Origin of the sequence: Prosthecobacter sp. (assembly GCF_034366625.1) — a bacterium.
GTDB lineage: Bacteria > Verrucomicrobiota > Verrucomicrobiia > Verrucomicrobiales > Verrucomicrobiaceae > Prosthecobacter.
This window is the reverse complement of sequence record NZ_JAXMIH010000005.1, coordinates 109,199-127,000: the sequence shown is the minus strand read 5'-3', so window position 1 is coordinate 127,000 and position 17,802 is coordinate 109,199. Positions and strand designations below refer to the sequence as shown.

Annotated in this window: 14 protein-coding genes; 12 read left to right on the top strand and 2 right to left on the bottom strand. The window is 59.7% G+C overall.

All coding sequences use genetic code 11. From position 1 onward, the window contains the following. The first annotated feature begins 76 nt into the window (after positions 1-76). From uvrA to U1A53_RS01470, 12 genes are all read left to right on the top strand, one after another. A complete protein-coding gene (uvrA, locus tag U1A53_RS01525; protein WP_322278588.1) occupies positions 77-5,680 on the top strand; it encodes an excinuclease ABC subunit UvrA in 5,604 nt (1,867 codons plus the stop codon). A 53-nt stretch (positions 5,681-5,733) separates the two neighbouring features. Beyond that, entirely contained in the window at positions 5,734-6,645 is a 912-nt protein-coding gene (locus tag U1A53_RS01520) for a hypothetical protein (protein WP_322278587.1), read from the top strand. A 43-nt stretch (positions 6,646-6,688) separates the two neighbouring features. Then, positions 6,689-6,997 (top strand): DUF433 domain-containing protein, encoded by a 309-nt coding sequence (locus U1A53_RS01515; RefSeq protein WP_322278586.1) that lies wholly within the window; start codon positions 6,689-6,691, stop codon positions 6,995-6,997. Between the two features lie 142 nt (positions 6,998-7,139). Then, positions 7,140-7,856 carry a YebC/PmpR family DNA-binding transcriptional regulator gene (locus U1A53_RS01510; RefSeq protein ID WP_322278585.1) on the top strand — a complete coding sequence of 239 codons (717 nt, stop codon included), beginning with the start codon at positions 7,140-7,142 and terminating at the stop codon, positions 7,854-7,856. 244 nt (positions 7,857-8,100) lie between these two features. After that, a complete protein-coding gene (locus tag U1A53_RS01505; RefSeq protein ID WP_322278584.1) occupies positions 8,101-10,107 on the top strand; it encodes a hypothetical protein in 2,007 nt (668 codons plus the stop codon). Between the two features lie 132 nt (positions 10,108-10,239). After that, the gene (locus U1A53_RS01500; RefSeq protein WP_322278583.1) at positions 10,240-12,501 is read left to right on the top strand and encodes an exo-beta-N-acetylmuramidase NamZ domain-containing protein; all 2,262 of its coding nucleotides are present in this window, start codon (positions 10,240-10,242) and stop codon (positions 12,499-12,501) included. A 36-nt stretch (positions 12,502-12,537) separates the two neighbouring features. After that, positions 12,538-12,759, top strand: coding sequence for a hypothetical protein (locus U1A53_RS01495; RefSeq protein ID WP_322278582.1), 222 nt, complete (start codon positions 12,538-12,540; stop codon positions 12,757-12,759). Next, the gene (locus U1A53_RS01490) at positions 12,734-13,141 is read left to right on the top strand and encodes a hypothetical protein (RefSeq protein WP_322278581.1); all 408 of its coding nucleotides are present in this window, start codon (positions 12,734-12,736) and stop codon (positions 13,139-13,141) included. Before U1A53_RS01495 ends, U1A53_RS01490 begins: the two co-directional genes overlap by 26 nt. Next, complete coding sequence (locus U1A53_RS01485) at positions 13,138-14,070, top strand: PmoA family protein (RefSeq protein ID WP_322278580.1); 933 nt, start codon at positions 13,138-13,140, stop codon at positions 14,068-14,070. Before U1A53_RS01490 ends, U1A53_RS01485 begins: the two co-directional genes overlap by 4 nt. 77 nt (positions 14,071-14,147) lie before the next feature. Next, on the top strand, positions 14,148-15,101 hold the full coding sequence (locus tag U1A53_RS01480; RefSeq protein WP_322278579.1) for a substrate-binding domain-containing protein: 954 nt from the start codon (positions 14,148-14,150) through the stop codon (positions 15,099-15,101). Between the two features lie 13 nt (positions 15,102-15,114). After that, the gene (locus U1A53_RS01475; protein ID WP_322278578.1) at positions 15,115-15,648 is read left to right on the top strand and encodes a hypothetical protein; all 534 of its coding nucleotides are present in this window, start codon (positions 15,115-15,117) and stop codon (positions 15,646-15,648) included. 30 nt (positions 15,649-15,678) lie between these two features. Then, the gene (locus U1A53_RS01470; RefSeq protein WP_322278577.1) at positions 15,679-16,536 is read left to right on the top strand and encodes a hypothetical protein; all 858 of its coding nucleotides are present in this window, start codon (positions 15,679-15,681) and stop codon (positions 16,534-16,536) included. A 21-nt stretch (positions 16,537-16,557) separates the two neighbouring features. Here U1A53_RS01470 and U1A53_RS01465 read toward each other — a convergent pair whose 3' ends face one another. Then, a complete protein-coding gene (locus U1A53_RS01465) occupies positions 16,558-17,184 on the bottom strand; it encodes a prepilin-type N-terminal cleavage/methylation domain-containing protein (RefSeq protein ID WP_322278576.1) in 627 nt (208 codons plus the stop codon). A 96-nt stretch (positions 17,185-17,280) separates the two neighbouring features. Further along, complete coding sequence (locus U1A53_RS01460; protein WP_322278575.1) at positions 17,281-17,718, bottom strand: hypothetical protein; 438 nt, start codon at positions 17,716-17,718, stop codon at positions 17,281-17,283. Positions 17,719-17,802 lie beyond the last annotated feature (84 nt).

Here is a 17,802-nt window from a genome sequence, read left to right as displayed (position 1 = left end):
GGCGACGCTTTCTTTTCGCGTCCTTGAGCGCCCGTTTGCCACTTCGGGGCGTATCGCTACTCTCGCCGCCCCCCCCATGTCTCGTGTTCCGAAAAAAACTGCCCGCCGCCCCATTTCTGACGACGTCATCCGCATTCGCGGGGCGCGGCAGAACAATCTGAAGGGGATCGATCTGGATCTGCCGCTGGGGAAGCTGAATGTGATTACGGGGCCGAGCGGCAGCGGCAAGTCGTCGTTGGCGTTCGACACAATCTACGCGGAGGGACAGCGGCGGTATGTGGAGACGTTTTCGCCGTACACGCGGCAGTTTTTCGAGCGCATGGACAAGCCGCAGGTCGATTCGATCGAGGGCATCCCGCCGGCCATCGCCATCGAGCAGGTGAACAACATGCGCAGCACGCGCTCGACCGTCGGGACGATCACGGAGATCAATGATTACCTCAAGATGCTGTTCCCGCGCATCGCCTCGGCGACGTGTCCGTCATGCAAACAGGCGGTGAAGCCGGAAACGACGGAGAGCATCCTGCACACGCTGTTGCACGGCCACGCAGGCAAGCAGGCGCTGATTCTGTTTCCCGTTCCGGTGCCGAAGGACACCGCGTCGGCTGATTTCGCGGCCTTCTTGCAAGCGCAAGGCTTTGTGCGCATCTGGCTGTATGGCCAGATCGTGCGCCTCGATGAAATCACCGAGCGCAAACTGCCAGCGCAGGTGATGGTGGTGCAGGATCGCGTGACGCTCGAAGCGAAACAACGCGCGCGTATCAGCGAGGCGGTGGAAGCGGCGATTCGATTCGGCAAAGGCAAGGTCGCGACGAGCATTGACGATGAAACCCGGCATTTCTCCACCGACTGGAGCTGCGCGGACTGCGGCATCACGCTGCCACCACCGACGCCGGGCCTGTTCAGCTTCAATTCACCCATCGGCGCGTGTCCGACGTGCCGCGGCTTTGGCCGCACGCTAGGTCTCGACATGGGCAAGGCGATTCCTGATGAGTCGCTCAGCATCAATGAAGGTTTGGTGCGACCGTTTCAAGGCAGCACCTATGGCGAGTCGCAGACCGATCTCGAACGTGCGGCACGGAAGCGTGGCGTCGATATTCACAAGCCGTTTGAAGATTACAGCGATGCCGATCGCAAATGGCTCATCGAAGGCACGCGGGATGATCCCGAGGAGGCTTACAATCGCGGCGAATGGTATGGCGTGCGCGGGTTCTTCAAGTGGCAGGAGTCGCGCAGCTACAAGATGCATGTGCGCGTGTTTCTGAGCCGTTACCGCGCCTACACGGAGTGCATGGACTGCGGCGGCGGGCGTTTGAAGAAGGAGGCGCACAACTTCCGCATCGGCGAGCACACGCTGGCCGATCTCTGGCGTCTGCCGGTGAGCGATCTGCATCCGCTCGTGCAATCCTGGCAGCTCAAGGACGGTGATCACGCCGCCGCGATGCTGCGCGATGAAATCGCCAGCCGCATCAGCTACATGGATCGTGCGGGCCTCGGGTATCTGAATTTGGACCGTCAAACACGCACCTTGAGCGGTGGCGAACTTCAGCGCGTGAATTTGACGACCTGTCTCGGCGCTTCGCTGGTGAACACGCTGTTCGTGCTCGATGAACCGAGCATCGGCCTGCATCCGCGTGACATCGGCCGCCTCATCGGCGTCATGGAAGGCCTGCGTGACAAAGGCAACACGCTACTCGTCGTCGAGCATGAAGAAGCCGTCATGCGCAGCGCCGACAACGTCATCGACATCGGTCCAGGGCGTGGAGACAAAGGCGGCGAGTTGGTGTTCAGCGGGCCGCTGTCGAAGCTGAGCGCGAAGGTTGGATCGTTGACGGGAGATTACTTGTTCGGACGGAAATCAGTGCCCGTGCCGAAGGAGCGGAGAAAGTTGGGAGTCCCGCCTTCAGGCGGAAAGGGCGCCGCAACACCCAAGAGCACCAAGCCGCCTAAAGGCGGGACTCCGTACCTCAGCATCCACGGCGCGCGCCAAAACAACCTCAAGAAGCTCGACGTGGACATCCCGCTCGGCGTGTTCTGCTGCGTCACGGGCGTCAGCGGCTCCGGCAAATCGACGCTGGTGCATGATGTGCTCTACCGGAACCTGCAAAAGCTACGCGGCGAGGTCTGCGAGGACGAACCGGGCCGCGTGAGCAAGATCACCGGCCATGAGAACCTGCGCGAGGTCGTGATGGTCGATCAATCGCCGCTGGCACGCACACCGCGCTCCACACCGGCGGTGTTTCTCGGTGCGTTTGATCACATCCGCACGCTGTTCTCCGAAACGGAGGATGCGAAGACGCAGGGCATCATGCCGGGCTTCTTCAGCTTCAATTCCGGCGAAGGCCGTTGCGAACGCTGCGCGGGCAACGGCTACGAAAAGATCGAGATGCAGTTCCTCAGCGATCTCTATGTGACTTGTCCCGAGTGCGAAGGTCGCCGCTATCAGCCGCATGCGTTGAAAATCCTGCTGCATGGCAAAAGCATTCACGATGTGCTCGGTTTGACCGCCGAGGAGTCGGTGGCGTGGTTTAGCAGCCCGTTGTTTGAATCGTCAAAGAAAGCCGCGCAGATCGTAGTGCAGCTTCAAATGCTCAATGAGGCCGGACTTGGCTACTTGAAGCTCGGGCAGCCGCTTAACACGCTTTCCGGCGGTGAAGCGCAGCGCTTGAAGCTCATCGGGCATCTCATTGAGAACCCCACGAATCCCAAAGCGAAGCAAGGCTCCGGCAGCTTGCTGCTGCTCGACGAACCGACCACCGGCCTGCACTTCGATGACATCGCGCTGCTGGTGAAGCTGCTGCAACGCCTCGTCAACGAAGGCCACAGCCTGCTCGTCATCGAGCACAACCTCGAAGTCATCAAATGCGCCGACTGGGTCATTGATCTCGGGCCGGAGGGCGGTGCTGCGGGTGGTGCGTTGGTGATTGCGGGCACGCCGGAGGAAGTGGCTAAGTGTGAGGCTTCGCACACGGGGCGCTATCTCAGGCAGGTGCTTGGAGTAGCTCGACTTTCCAAAGTCGAGTTCGAACGTCCCAAGGCACGCGCCTCGACTCTGGAGAGTCGAGCTACGACAAACACGATCTCCATTCGCGGCGCTCGTGAACACAACCTGAAAAACATCAGCCTCGACATCCCGCGTGATCAATTCGTCGTCGTCACGGGCCTCAGCGGCTCGGGCAAATCGTCCTTGGCTTTTGATTTGATCTTTGCGGAAGGACAGCGCCGCTTCCTGGACAGCATGTCGGTGTATGCGCGGACGTTTGTGGAGCAGATGGAGAAGCCGGAGGTCGATCTGATCACGGGCGTGCCGCCGACAGTGGCCATCGAGCAGCGCATCTCGCGTGGCGGAGGCAAATCGACGGTGGCGACGGTGACGGAGTCGTATCACTTCCTGCGCCTGCTGTTTGCGAAGCTGGGCACGCAGTATTGCCCGAAGTGTGCCGTGCCGGTGAAGAAGCAGAGCGTGCAGTCCATTTTGAATGCGGTGATGAAGCAGGCGACCAAAGGGCCGCTGCACCTGCTGGCGCCGCTGATCAAGGCGCGCAAAGGTTTCCACAACGAGGTGGCGGATCACGCGCAGCGGCACGGAATTGAGACGCTGCTCGTCGATGGCGAGTTCCGGCAGACGCTGGGCTTCCAACGACTGGAGCGCTTCAAGGAGCACAACATTGATGCGGTGATCGCGAAGGTTACAAAGGCCGATTCGGATGAGAAACTGCGACCGCTGGTCGAAGCGGCGATCAAGATGGGCAAGGGCACGATCAAGCTGCGCCTGGCGGACAAATCGATTTCGGTGCTGAGCACGGAGATGAGCTGTCCTTCGTGCGGTTTGTCGTTTGAGGAGCTTGATCCGCGACTGTTCAGCTTCAACAGCCCGCATGGCTGGTGCAAAGACTGCCGCGGCTTTGGCGTCGTCGGTCGCAAGCTCGATCTGAGTGATCGTCAGCCCGATGTTTCGGTGCTGGAGGCCGAGATGGAGGAAGAACGTCGCTTCAACAGCGAGGACGAGGAAGACGCGCCGCGCCAGACCTGCACGAGCTGCCACGGCAGCCGCATCAACGAGATCGGCCGCGCCGTGCAGCTTCAAGGCAGCACGATTCAAGACTTCACCTCGCTCACGGCGGGCGATGCAGGCAAGCTGATGAGCAAACTGAAGTTTGCGGGCACGGAAGCGATCATCGCACGCGACATCGTGAAGGAGATCGAGCAGCGGCTCAAATTCATGCAGGAAGTCGGTCTCGGTTATCTACAGCTCAATCGCAGCGCGGACACGCTCAGCGGCGGCGAGGCGCAGCGCATTCGTTTGTCGGCACAGCTCGGCAGCAATCTGCGCGGCGTGTTGTATGTGCTCGATGAACCGACCATCGGCCTGCATCCGCGAGACAACGAGAAGCTGCTCGACACGCTCTCCGCGCTGCGGGACAAGGGCAACTCGCTGCTCGTCGTCGAACACGATGACGAAACGATGCGACGTGCGGACACGATTCTCGATCTGGGACCAGGCGCGGGCAAATTCGGCGGCGAAGTCATCGCGCAAGGCACGCTGGCGCATCTGTTGAAGAACAAGAAGAGCGTGACGGGCCAGAGCCTGAAAGAGCCACTCAAACATCCCTCACGCGGCGAGCGACGGGCTTTGCCTGCGCTCAAATCGAAAGACGGCTGGCTGCGCGTGACCGGCGCGACGGCGAACAATCTCAAAAACGTCGATGTCGCGATCCCGCTCGGTCGTTTGACCGTGCTCACCGGCGTGAGCGGCAGCGGCAAAAGCTCGCTGATGCATGGCGCGCTATCGCCAGCGGTGCGCGAGAAGATCAGCAAGTCGAAAGCGAAGATCGTTCACGCTTGGAAGAGCATCACAGGCTTTGAGAATCTACAAACGGTGCATGAGGTCGATCAATCGCCGATTGGAAAGACCAGCCGTTCGTGTCCGGCAACGTATGTGGGCATCTGGGATGACATTCGGAAGCTGTTCGCGCAGGTGCCGCTCGCCAGAACGCGTGGCTACTCGTCAGGCCGCTTCTCCTTCAACACCGAAGGCGGACGCTGTGAAACCTGCGGCGGCAATGGCGAGATCAAAGTCGAAATGGCCTTCCTGCCGACCACGCGCGTGCATTGCGAGACCTGCAACGGCCTGCGCTTCAACGCCGCGACGCTCGAGGTCGAGTACAACAGCAAACACATCGGCGAGGTGCTGCGCATGAGCATCACTGAGGCCGCCGAGTTCTTCGCGCCGGTGCAGAAGATCGCACGACCGCTCAAACTGCTCGCCGACACCGGCCTGGGCTATCTTCAGCTCGGCCAGCCCAGCCCCACGCTCAGCGGCGGCGAGGCGCAGCGCATCAAGCTCGTCACCGAACTGCGCAGTGGCGACGGTCGCACGATCAAAGAGCAACTCAAAGGCATTACCAAGGCCGGGAAGCGCAATCTCTACCTCATCGAAGAGCCCACCATCGGCCTGCACATCCAGGACGTCGCCAAACTCATCGACGTGCTCCACCGCCTCGTCGATGAAGGCCACACCGTCGTCGTCATCGAGCATCACCCCGACGTCTATGCCGAAGCCGACTTCCTCATCGACATCGGCCCCGAGGCCGGAGCCGAAGGTGGCCGCGTCGTCGCGGCAGGAACGCCCGAGCAGGTGAAGAAGTGTAAGGAGAGCCGGACGGCGCGGTTTTTGTGATTGCGTTGGCTGATCCGTTCGGAAACACTTGGCGACTCATCACCTCATGCGCCATGAAACAGTTCTTCATCCTCTTCATACTCCTGCTCAAGACGTTCTCAGCCATGGCACAACAGAATGCCACAACCGCTCTTCCGGCTGTTCTGGCGTTTGAATTAGCGGAGTACCAGGCAAAGAAGACTGAAGGGATCGACCGGCTCAAAGAACTGGCCAAGTCGCAGCTTCAAGAGGTGCTGAAGGAGCAGATGAAAAGCGGCAAACTCGAAGCCGCTAACGCCATCAACGTGGCCATTGCCTCTTTGCCCATAACTTCACAGGAAAAAGCAACTCCCCCGGAGGGGCTGCCTACAGCGGCCGTGGCGGTGCTGAAAGATCATGCGACCAAGGTGTTTGCAGGCATCAGCGGATTAAACAACCAATTCATCCCGCGACTCGACAAGGTGAAAGTGGAGCTGCTCAAGTCTGGTGACCTGCCTGGTGCTAATGCGGCAGACGCCAAGATTCGGGAGTTTCGCGAGGAAGCCGAAAAGCTGGCTCCAGCAAAAAATCAATCGGGCACCAAGCAGGAGGTCGTTGAAGGATTCACGGTAGAAGCTCTGATTGATGGTGGTTCCGAGCTGCACGTCACGAAAGAAGGTATCTACTGGATGGTGCCTGGTGGCGAAGCCAAGCCGGGGCTGCATGAAGGCTCCAATGAGGCCACCTATGTGAACGGTAGCCGCTGGAAGCCCAAGTGGCGTGTGAAAGGAGATCGCGGACCTGATACGAGCGACGTGTATCTCATCAAAACGACAGCGCCCAAACTGGTGGCCGAGACGGTGCTTGTTTCCAAGGAGCGTTTTGGCAAGCATGAAAACCGCACTCCTGTTGTCACCTCGATCAAAGATGATCACTTTGTGGTGACAATGCGTGATCCTGAAGGCGGATCACGCTGGTACAAGATACGGATCAAGTCGGTGCCGTAAATATGCCAGCATGAACAAAGAGATGGCTGAGCCTAGCTTCCACATGCCTGCTCAAATCATGCCGCATATCTGGCGAGAAGCTTCAGGCGAGGCGTGGATCGATGAAACGCCTTACAAGGTGGCCCATCTCGTCGCTGAGCATCTGGCACATGGGTGGAGCGCGGAAACGCTGCATGAGAACCATCCTGACCTGACCCTGGTGCAGATTTATGCGGCTCTGGCGTGGTTCTATGATCATGTGGAAGAGATGGAGAGCCAGATTCAGGAACGTGAGAAGCGGACGGAGGTCATACTGACGAAGCTGGGCAACACGCAACTGCAACAGCGCCTCAGCCGGGTGAAAGCGTCGTGAAAACAACAGCCCGGATGTAGCGCGGAATTCCGATTCCGTGACGGCGTGTTCGCGGTATCGGAATACCGCGCTACGGCACGGCTTGCATTCCCACCGCTCCCACCTTTGGTGTGCGCCTTAACTTTGAACTGAAAGACACATCATGGGCGCACAATGGAAACAGAAATGGCGGGAAATGGCCGCGGACCAGAAGGGAAAGATCACGGGGAAGCTGGTGCGGGAAATTCAGGTGGCGGCGAAGCTGGGCGGGCCGCATCCTGAGTACAATGCGCGGCTGGCGGCGGCGGTGGCGATCGCGAAGAAGCAGAGTGTGACGCGAGACACCATTGAGCGGGCGATTGCGAAGGGCTCGGGCACGGGGCCGGACGCAGTGCAGTATGAGACGACGACGTATGAGGGCTTCACGCCGCACCGGGTGCCGGTGATCGTGGAATGCCTGACGGACAACAACAACCGCACGTCCTCGGACATCAAAGTGCTGTTCCGCGCGGGCAGCATGGGCAAGGTGGCGTGGATGTTTGATCACTGCGGCGTGATCGAGGCACATCATGCTGATAAGACGCTGGACATCGAAGTCGCGGCGCTGGAAGCGGAGGCGGACAATGTGGAGCCGATGGAGGTCGAGGATGAAGAGGCCGCGGGGCAACTCGGTGCGCGGTTCTTTTGCCAGATGACGAGCCTGGATGCCGTGACGAAGGCCCTGAAGGCGGCGGGATGGCAGGTGACGACTTCCGAAATGAGCTATGTGCCGAAGGAGTTCCCGGAGTTGACGGATGAGCAACGTGAGGAGGTGACGAGTTTCCTGCAAACACTCGACGGGCATGATGATGTGCATCGGGTGTATGCGGCACTGAAGTAATGACGAAATCAGAATGACGAATCAATGTCGAAGCCTGAATGACGAACACGGGCGGGGTCTGCTCGTGAGGCGTGAGTTTGGTCGTTCGGTATTGATGCGCTTCGCTTCCCTTCGGGCTGCCTGCGGCAGTCTGTCTCGCTCCACTCGGCTCGTCATTCGTCATTCGTCATTTTTACTCCTGATAGCGGCGCTAATGCTTTGCGGCTGCGGAAAGAAGAATACACCAACGAATGTTAAAGCGGACGTGCCCATCGTGGTGAAGCCGACGTTGATGACGGAGGCGGCGAAGCTGGGACTGGCGGGACGTGTGGCGGGGGATGTGGAGTTTTGCGTGAGCAGCGTGCAGTGGAAGAAGAATGCGGAGGCGTTGAAGGCATCGAACTGGTGGAGGCAGATGATGGCGCTGGTGGAAGACAAGACACCGGCTGCGGGCGAAGCGATGAATGTGGCGGTGGATGAGATGTTCCTCGCCTTCGGCAAGGAGAGCCTGAAGAGCATCGCGCTGCTGCGGCAATTGAACGATCTCTACAACGAGACGGCGTATCGCGGGATGATGAGCGGCGGCGTGCTGGCGGGTTTGGGCACAAGCTTTGATGCGAAGAAGCTGATGGAGGCGGCGCTGCGTGATCCCGAGCTGCTGGAGGCGTTGATCCTGGTGCTGGAGCGATTTGAAATGCCGCCGGTGATGATCGGTGTGGCATCGCCGGAGCCGGAGAAGGTGCTGAAGTTGGCCAGTGACCAACTGCATCTGGCGGAATGGCTGGGGGATGCGCCGCAGTCGCGCATCGTGACGACGCAGGGGGAGAAGATCACGGTGAATGAGATCGCGATGGACCAGGTTTTGACGGTGGAGCGGCGGCGGGAGTGGATGGCGGCGCTGATGCAGGCGATGCCGCAGATCACGCCGGAGATGAAGGACCGCATCACGCGTGGGATGGATGTGCTGGCGCGGAAGAAGTGGGTGCTGGCGCTGGGCCTGAGCACCGAACGTGCATATGTGGCGGTGGCGAAGTCGAAGGAGCAGATTCGGCTGGCGAACTCAGTGGAGGATTCGATGCTGGCGCGACCGGAGATGCGACGGCTGGATGTGGATGCGCTGAAGAGCTTGGGATTGATCGTGTGCTGGGACGGGCCGTTTTGGGATGTGCTGCAATCCGACGAGCCGTTTCAGCCGATCGTGCGCGGGTTGCTGGCGGGATTGCAGTCGGAAAAGATGTTTGCAGGCATGGCGCGCTCCCTGGGGCCGCAAGCAGTGGAGCTGGCGGCAGCGGAGCGGGCGTTTTATCATCGCGAGCACACGAATGGCGCGGCGGTGGCGTGGTGGGAGGGTGGTTTGCAGGTGGATTTTGCAGGAGGAATCGTGAAGGCGGAGATGGAGGCGCTGGCGAAGGCTTCTCAGTTCACGGCACTGCTGGATGAGCCGGAGGTGGTGTTTGGCATGAGCGGGCAAGGATCCACGACGGGGACCGGAAGGGCTTATTTTGAAGCGTGGATGCGGACGGCCTATGCGGCGGCGCAAGAGCTGACGAAAGCGGGCGTGGGCGGTGAGAAGGCCGTCGAAACGTTCAAGCTGGTGGATCAAGCGGTGCTGCCGGGTGTGATCAGCCTGTATGACGGGACGAAGACAATCTGGCAGAAGGCGCTGGGGAATGATGGGGCGATCATCCTCGACATCGGTGGGAAGATGCCGCTGCTGCCAGGATTGCCGCCGGGGGGCGACGCGGTGCCGCTGCCACGCTTTGCGAATGTGCATGAGATCAAGAACCGCGAGCTGATCGGTGTGTCATGGCAGAACATGGAGACGGCGTTGCAGATGTTGTTGAAGCAGGTGCCTGCGCCGCAGCCAGTGGGACTGCCGCCAGTGGTGACAAAGCGAAGCGACGATGCTGTGAGTCATTCGTATGAGCTGCCGTTTGGATCGGAGGATCTGGTGCCGTGTGTGTCGCTGACGGAGAAGATGTTCATGCTGGGCACGTCGCGGGCGCAGCAGGTGCGATTTGCGGAGATCCTCAGGCTGCCGGGTTCTGCATTGCCCGCAGGCTTGCGGGTGAAGATGAGCTTCACGAAGCTGCGGGAGTTTCTGAAGGCGTTTGCGATGGTACGTGCGCAAAATGGTGGGACGGATGGCTTGAAGGCGGCGCTGAAATGGATGGAGCCGTTTGAGGCAATGGATCTGCGAGTGTGGAGCGACGAGGGAATGGGGAGAGGAAGCGTGTCGTGGAAGATGCACGATGTGCTGAGCTACGACTGATGGGGGTGGATTCAAGCGGAGGGGGAAGAAGAAAAGAAGTGAGCCAATGGGTGGGCTTTGATTTGGATAAAATGATGCGGAGTAAAATAATGGATGCTTCAGCTCCGATCTTTTGGTCTGATTCAGACTCCCATGATTTTACCCCGTATCATTTTGCCATTGCTGTTCTGTGGCGTTGTTCACGCTGACGAGTTTGACTCGCTGCGGAATGTGGTGCGTCAAGCGGTGGCAAAAGGTAACCCGCCCGGAGCGGTGCTGCATGTGGAGAGCGGGGAGAAGAAGATGACGCTGGTCGAGGGGCAGCGGGCGGTCTCGCCAGCAAAGGAGGCGATGACGGAGGACACGGTGTTCGACGCGGCGTCGCTGACGAAGGTGATGGCAACGTTGCCGAGCGTTTTGCTCTTGATGGAGAAGGGCAAGATCGAACTGGAGGCGGAGGTGCGGCGCTACATTCCGGAGTTTCGTGCTGGGATCACCGTGCGGCATCTTTTGACGCACACTTCGGGATTGAGACCTGGAATTCCGAAGGAGCCGGTGTGGAGTGGTTATGACACGGGAATCAAGCTGGCGGTCGAATTGGCATCGGAAGGGCCGCCGGATCGATTTTTTCGCTACTCGGACATCAATTTCATTCTGCTGGGCGAAATCGTGCGGCGCGTGAGCGGCATCGCTTTGAACGAGTTCGCGGCGAAGAACGTGTTCGCACCACTGAAAATGGATTCGACGCGATTTTTGCCTCCAGAGGACTGGCATCCGCGCATCGCGCCGACGGAGAAGGATCAAGATGGCGTGATGCTGCGTGGCGTGGTGCATGATCCGACCTCGCGCAAGATGGGCGGTGTGACGGGGCATGCGGGCTTGTTCACCACGGCGGGCGATCTGACGAAGTATGCGCGGATGATCCTTGATGGCGGCGCTGGCGTGCTGAAACCAGAGACGGTGAAGCTCATGACGACACCGCACACTATCTCGACGGTGTTTGAGCGGCGCGGACTGGGCTGGGACATCGACTCGACCTTCAGCAGGCCGCGCGGGAAAACTTTTCCCATCGGCTCCTTCGGCCACACGGGGTTCACCGGCACGAGCTTGTGGATCGAGCCACAGACAAAGACGTTCGTCATCTTCATGAGCTCACGGCTGCATCCCGATGGGAATGGCAGCGTGCGGGATTTGTATGAGGAAATCGGCACGGCGGCGGCGCAAGGCATGACTTTCGCGACGGCGAGCGGTCCGCCATGGCCGCGTGGTGAAACGGAAGTGCCGACTGTGCTCAACGGCATCGACGTGCTGGTGCGGCGCAAGTTCGGCGATTTGAAGGGATTGCGGATCGGTTTGATCACAAATCAAACCGGCATCGACGCGCAACGACGCAGCACGATCGATTTGCTGGCAACCGCGCCGGACGTGAGGTTGAAAAAACTCTTCAGCCCGGAGCACGGCATTCGTGGCGTGCTGGATCAGGAGAAAATCGGCGACACGAAGGACAAGAAGACCGGTCTTCCCGTGCTCAGCCTTTATGGCGAACGGCGAGCGCCTTCGCCGGAGCAACTGGCGGACCTCGACGCGCTCGTGTTCGACATCCAGGACATCGGCTGCCGCTTTTACACTTACATCGGCACGATGCGCGTGTGCATGGAGGCGGCGGCGAAGGCGAAGAAGGCTTTTTATGTGCTGGACCGTGTGAATCCCATCGGCGGACTCGCCGTGGAAGGCCCGGCAGTGGTGGATGAGGAAAAGCCGACCGCCACGCATGCGATTCCGCTGCGTCACGGTATGACGGCAGGGGAACTGGCGCTGATGATGAACGCGGAGCGCTTCATCGGTTGCGATTTGAAGGTGATTCCCGTCGAGGGCTGGCGGCGCGGCATGCTGTTCGATCACACTGGCCTGCCGTGGATCAATCCGTCGCCGAACATGCGCTCGCTCAATGCTGCGCAGCTTTATCCGGGCATCGGTTTGCTGGAATTCAGCGTGAGTGTGGGCCGCGGCACCGACACGCCGTTTGAAGTGCTCGGCGCACCTTATGTGAACGATTTGCGGCTGGCACACGAGCTGAACAAGCTCGGCCTGTCCGGCGTGCAGTTCACGCCGGTGCGCTTCACGCCAACGACGAGCGTGTTCAAGAATGAAGCGTGCGGCGGCGTACGAATCGTAATCACGGATCGTGCGGCCTTGAAGCCGGTGGAAGCGGGCGTTGCGATCATCTGCACGTTGCAGCGGCTTTATCCGAAGTCTTTTGCTTTGTCGAAGGTGAACACACTGCTGAACTGCGAGGCACTGGTGAAGGCGATCAAGGCTGGAGAGACATGGAAGGCGATCGAGGCATGGTGGGGCGTGGATTTGGCGGCGTTCGGGGAGAGGCGAGAGGGGTTCCTGAAGTATGAACAGAAATGATCTGGTAATAGGCAGAGTTTTCGATTATCCATAGGCATGAAGTCGAACGCCCCATCGCTGCATGGCGAGGTCGATATTTTCCAGGATTTGCTGGCGGATGCGCTGGCAATCCAAGACCGCTTTGTCGCGGAGCCGAGGCTCAAAACGACAGGCAAAGGGCTTCTGAAAAGCCGCGGGGTCGAGGGATTGAAGCAGGATGCGGCGGAACTGGCAGCCAAATACTCGAAGCGCCGTGTGGAAGCAAAACTGGCTCGATAAATTTCCATGGGAGATGGTGGTGCGGCTCAATGCCGCGCTTTGCCAGCATCAGAACGTGCTGCACAAACCCACTTCCGATGGCTATGAGCCCGCACGCAGCTTGTGGGAATCGTGTCGTGGGCAGGAATCCGGTTTGGAGCGTGCCTTGCTGGTCGCATATGAGTGTCACTGCCTGGCACCGTTTTGCTTTTTCAACGGCAACACCTTCGTGGCAGTGGTGCGGCAGATGATTGAACCCATCCTGGCTCAGGTGGCTCCGAACGACCCAGACCTCGCAGCGCAGTTTCGTTCAGTGATCGGCCACTTCGTTGCAGGCACGGAAGGGATTGAGGAAATGCGGGATGCAATTCGCTCAATGCAGCAGCGTTTGGATGGATCATGAAATCCGTCGTTTTATCTCTCCTCCTCGCCGCCTCGGCCGCCGCACAGACCTTGTCCGTCAGCGAGACGGAGAAGGAGATTCAAGTCATGAACGGGGACAAGCCGGTGATGACGTATCACAAGGCGCTGGTGCCGCCGCCACCGGAGGCTGATCCCATTTTCACGCGCAGCGGGTTCATTCATCCACTCCATGCACCTGCGGGCGGTGTGGTGACGGGAATTCACCCGGCGGATCATTACCATCACCTCGGCCTGTGGCATGCGTGGGTGCATGGCGAGCACGAGGGGAAGCCGGTGGACTTTTGGAATCTGAAGGCAAAGACCGGCCGCGTGCAGTTCGTGAAGACGCTGGAGACGAAGCAGCAGGACGGTGTGGCGGGATTTGTCGTCGAGCAGGAGCAGTTGCGGTATCGCGATGGCAAGGGCGGCGAGCCGCTGGTGGTCCTGCGGGAAAAACTCAGCGTGATGACGCGGCTCGTCGAAGGCGCGTATGAGATCGACTACGACATCGAGCAGAAAAACGTGAGCGAGCATGCGCTGGTGCTGGCGGCGTATCGGTATGGCGGTGGCATCGCCTATCGCGCGCCGCTCGATTGGGATGCGACGAACAGCGATTACCAGACCTCCGAGGGCAAAACGCGGAAGGACAGCCACGCGACGCGGGCGAAGTGGATCGCGATGCACGGGCCGACGGCAAAGGGCGAGGCGACGGTGACTGTTTTTTGTCATCCAAAGAACCACGACGCGCCGCAGAAACTGCGGACGTGGGACAACGGGAAAATATTCCTCAACTACGTACCGATTCAGGAGACGGCGTGGGAGATCAAGGCGGGTGAGACGATCACGCTGCGCTACCGCGTGGTGATTGCGGATGGCAAAACGGATGCAGCCGCCTTGAACACACGCTGGGAGCGCTATGCGAAGGAGTGAGGAGGAGGAAGTTAAGAGTTATGGTTTTGCATTCGAGGCTTGCGCCGAAGGGGCGGGGCCGTGCTAGCATGTGACTGATGAAATTCCGCCTCTTCCTTGTCATCTGCGCAGCCCTGATCGCCGCCTGCGGCAAAACGTCGGACACACCGGCCACCGCCACGAAAGGCACCATCGGTGTGTCACTGCTGACGTTGCAGAATCCGTTTTTCAAAGTCATCGGCGACAACATCACCTCCGAAGCAGCGAAGCATGGCTATGACACGCTGGTGGTGAGCGCGGACAGCGATGTGGCACGGCAGAGCAACCAGGTGAAGGATTTCATCGTGAAGAAGGCCGTGGCCATCGTGCTGAGTCCGGCGGATTCCAAAGCCATCGTACCGGTGATCCAGGAAGCGAACGCGGCTGGCATTCCGGTGTTCACGGTGGACGTGCCGTGCAACGAACCCGGCGTGAAGATCGTGACGCAGGTGGCCACGGACAACTTCGGCGGCGGCAAGGAAGCAGGCAAGGCGATGATCGAGGCGCTCAAAGGACAGGGCGGGAAGATCGGTGTGCTGGATTTGAAGCAGGTCGAGTCGTGCATCCTGCGCGTGAAGGGCTTCAAAGAAGTGCTCGATGCGCACAACGCCACAGCGGCGCAGAAGATCGAGATCGTGAGCGAACTCGACGGCGGCGGCGCGAAGGACAAGGGCTACAAGGCCGCCGAGGACATGCTGCAGGCGCATCCTGACATGGTGGGCATCTTCGCCATCAATGATCCTTCCGCGCTCGGTGCGCGTGGTGCGCTGGAGAAGGCGGGCAGGGCCGACAAGGTGGTGATCATCGGCTTCGACGGCCAGCCGGAGGGCAAGCAGGCGATCAAGGATGGCAAGATTTACGCCGATCCGATCCAATTCCCCGACAAGATGGGCGTGGAGGTCGTGCGCGCGTTCCTGCGTCACTCGAAAGGCGAGGAACTGCCGCCGCAGATGCTCATTCCGACGAGTTTGTATCGCAAAGCCGATGGCGCGGCGGATGCTTCGCTGAAATAATCCCGCAAATCTTATGAAACATCTCACTCTCCTCATCCTGCTCGCCCTTGGCCCGGTCATCATCGCCGCCGCCGATCTGAAGCCTGAATCCGAGTTCACCACCACCGACCCGAAAAAGGTGAAGATCATCCACGACACCGCCTTGGAGAAAAATCCCGAGATCGACAGCTTCGAGCACCTCTGTCCCGGTCTCGGTGGCTATCAGGTCATTCACGAGGGCGGTGATCTGCGGAGCTGGATCAATTTGAAGTTCAAGGGCAGCAAGACCGATCTCATGAATGACACGCTCACCGCCTGCCCTGGTCAGTTTCCGGCGAAGGCCAATAACGTCGTGCAGTGGCGTGGCTTCCGCCAGGGCGGTGCATTCATGCCTTACGCGATCATCTATCGCATGATGTCGAGCAAAGACGACGAGAAGCAGACCCGCCTGGAGACGCTGATCATCATCAAGCTCGACAAGGAGAAGTCACGCGTCGTCGGTCATCTGTCCGCCAAGGAAGGCAACGAGAAGGCAGAAGCGCTGGCGGACAAGCTGTGCAAACCGTGAGTTGAAAGGAACTGTGAACATTTGAAACCGATGAACTCCGTTTCGCCGATCCTCTGGTACCGACGCAAACTGCTGCTGGCCGGACTCGCCGCCTGCGGCTGCCATGTCTCTGCCAAGGCCGAAGACGCGCCGCATGTGCGCATCCTGTTTCTGGGCAACAGCTACACCGCGCACAACGGCCTGCCGGCCATCGTGGGCGAGCTGCTGCTTTCGTCCAAGGTGCTGGCACCGCACATTGGCAGCTATTTGCAGGGTGGCTTCAAGCTCGAACAGCATGCGACGGACTCCAAGGCGCTCGCTCTGCTGAAGCAGGGCGCGGACGACGGCAAGCCCTGGGATGTTGTCGTCGTGCAGGAGCAGAGTGTGCTGTCATCCCTGGCGGCGGTGAATGGGGAAGCGCAGCAGTACATGAACGGCGGCCTGTCAAAGCTGGTGGCGCTCGCCCGTGAAGTGAATCCGCGGATGCTCATCGTCGATTTCCAGGTGTGGGCGCGGCATGAGCGTCTGTGGAAAAAGAAAGCTGCCGACGCGCTTTCCACCGGCACCAACGCAGATGATGCCCACGCACGCATCCGTCGTGCAAATGTGAACGCGGTGCAGGTGGCGCTGGCTAAAAATCCGGGGGCGAACCTTGTCGTCAGCCCGGTGGGGGATTTTTGGCGGCTGGTGCAGGACGTTTATCCCGCCATGTCGTTGTACGAAGAGGACGGCACGCATCCAGACATGATGGGGTCGATGCTGACAGGACTCATCATCGCCGGCACCATCGGCGGACGGGAAGTCATCGAAAAATCAGCCTGGATCGGCGAATGCCCTTTTGCCCAGGTGGAGCGGTTGAAGAAGGTGCTGCTGGATCACCCCGAGGTGTTCAAATCCGCAGGCAAGTAGCAAACATCAAGGCGCTCCGGATCATTTCGCCCGCCACGAGGTGATGTCATCTGACGTTTGCGGTATTTTGTCTTTACCGCTGCTGTAAACGGCGGACTTCACCACGAGGAACGCGGCCTGATTCTGCGAGATCTTCGGGTCGGCGTTGGTGGCATCGGGGTTCTTCACCTGGTTGTCGCCATTCGTGTCGAGCAGGATGCGGTAAGGCTGGCCCCACATGTCGTGAAGCTTCGAGGGCCGTGTGGCGCCGACGAGGCCGTGACGATCGTTTTTGGCCGTGGAAAATTGAGAGAACGGCGTGCGCTTGGGATTGAGGTCGCGGCCTCCGCTCGCATTTGCGGCGGGAGGAATGCCCATGAGGGCGTCCACGAGGGAATTGCTGCCGTCGGTAAGCAGTTCGGCTGCATCCTCGCCATTTCCGGCTCCCGTGTTCGAGTCGATAGGGAAGCGGGTGTAGTCGAGCTGGTAGGCGTCGATCCCGCTCTTCAACTCCGTCACCACGGCCAGCACCTTCACACGGTTGGCGTCGTCGAGAACTTTGATGATCTGCGCTCCCGCCAGGCTGACCAGGATCGCGATGATGGTGATCACAACGAGGAGTTCGATCAGGGTGAACGCTCGCGAAGCAGGCTGCCAGTGCGTTTTCATGCTGGGAGTTTACCGGAACCGGCATCGGGGTTCAATACCCGGCTTTGAAAGATACGGCATGGCTCCTTGCCGTGCAGGTTTAGCACGACGGCACCGCTACAATCCCATGGACGTGACCTGGTATTTGAATGCATAGCCGTTGGCACCGGCAATGGCTTCAAACGCTCCTCGTGTCCTGCCAAAATCAAACGTGTAGCTGTACTGCTTGCCGAACAGACTGGACTGCTCCTTGATCGAGCCTTCCCTCGGTTCCCCGAATCCCGTGCTGTAGGATTCCGTTTTGAATCCGAACCCGGGCGACATGCCCGAATCGCCGCTGGAAAGGCCGAAGCCGCTTTCCTTGAGCATTTCTGTGAACCGCAATTCCTTGCTCGAATCGTCCACGCGGAACTTGGCGATGTAAGTCAGTTTTTTCTTCGAGAGGAAGGCCTTTCGTTCGGCTACAAGGATTTCCAGCGTGTGAATCTCCTTCTTTTCCGAAAGCGTTCCTCCGGTGTCATGGGCGTACTTCACCATCTCATCAAGGATGCTCATGGGCTGTTGCTGCTAATTCACTGGGTTGGAAGCGCCTCAATGTTTCGAAGGGGCCATCTCCTCGCAGGCGTTGTGTGCGGAATA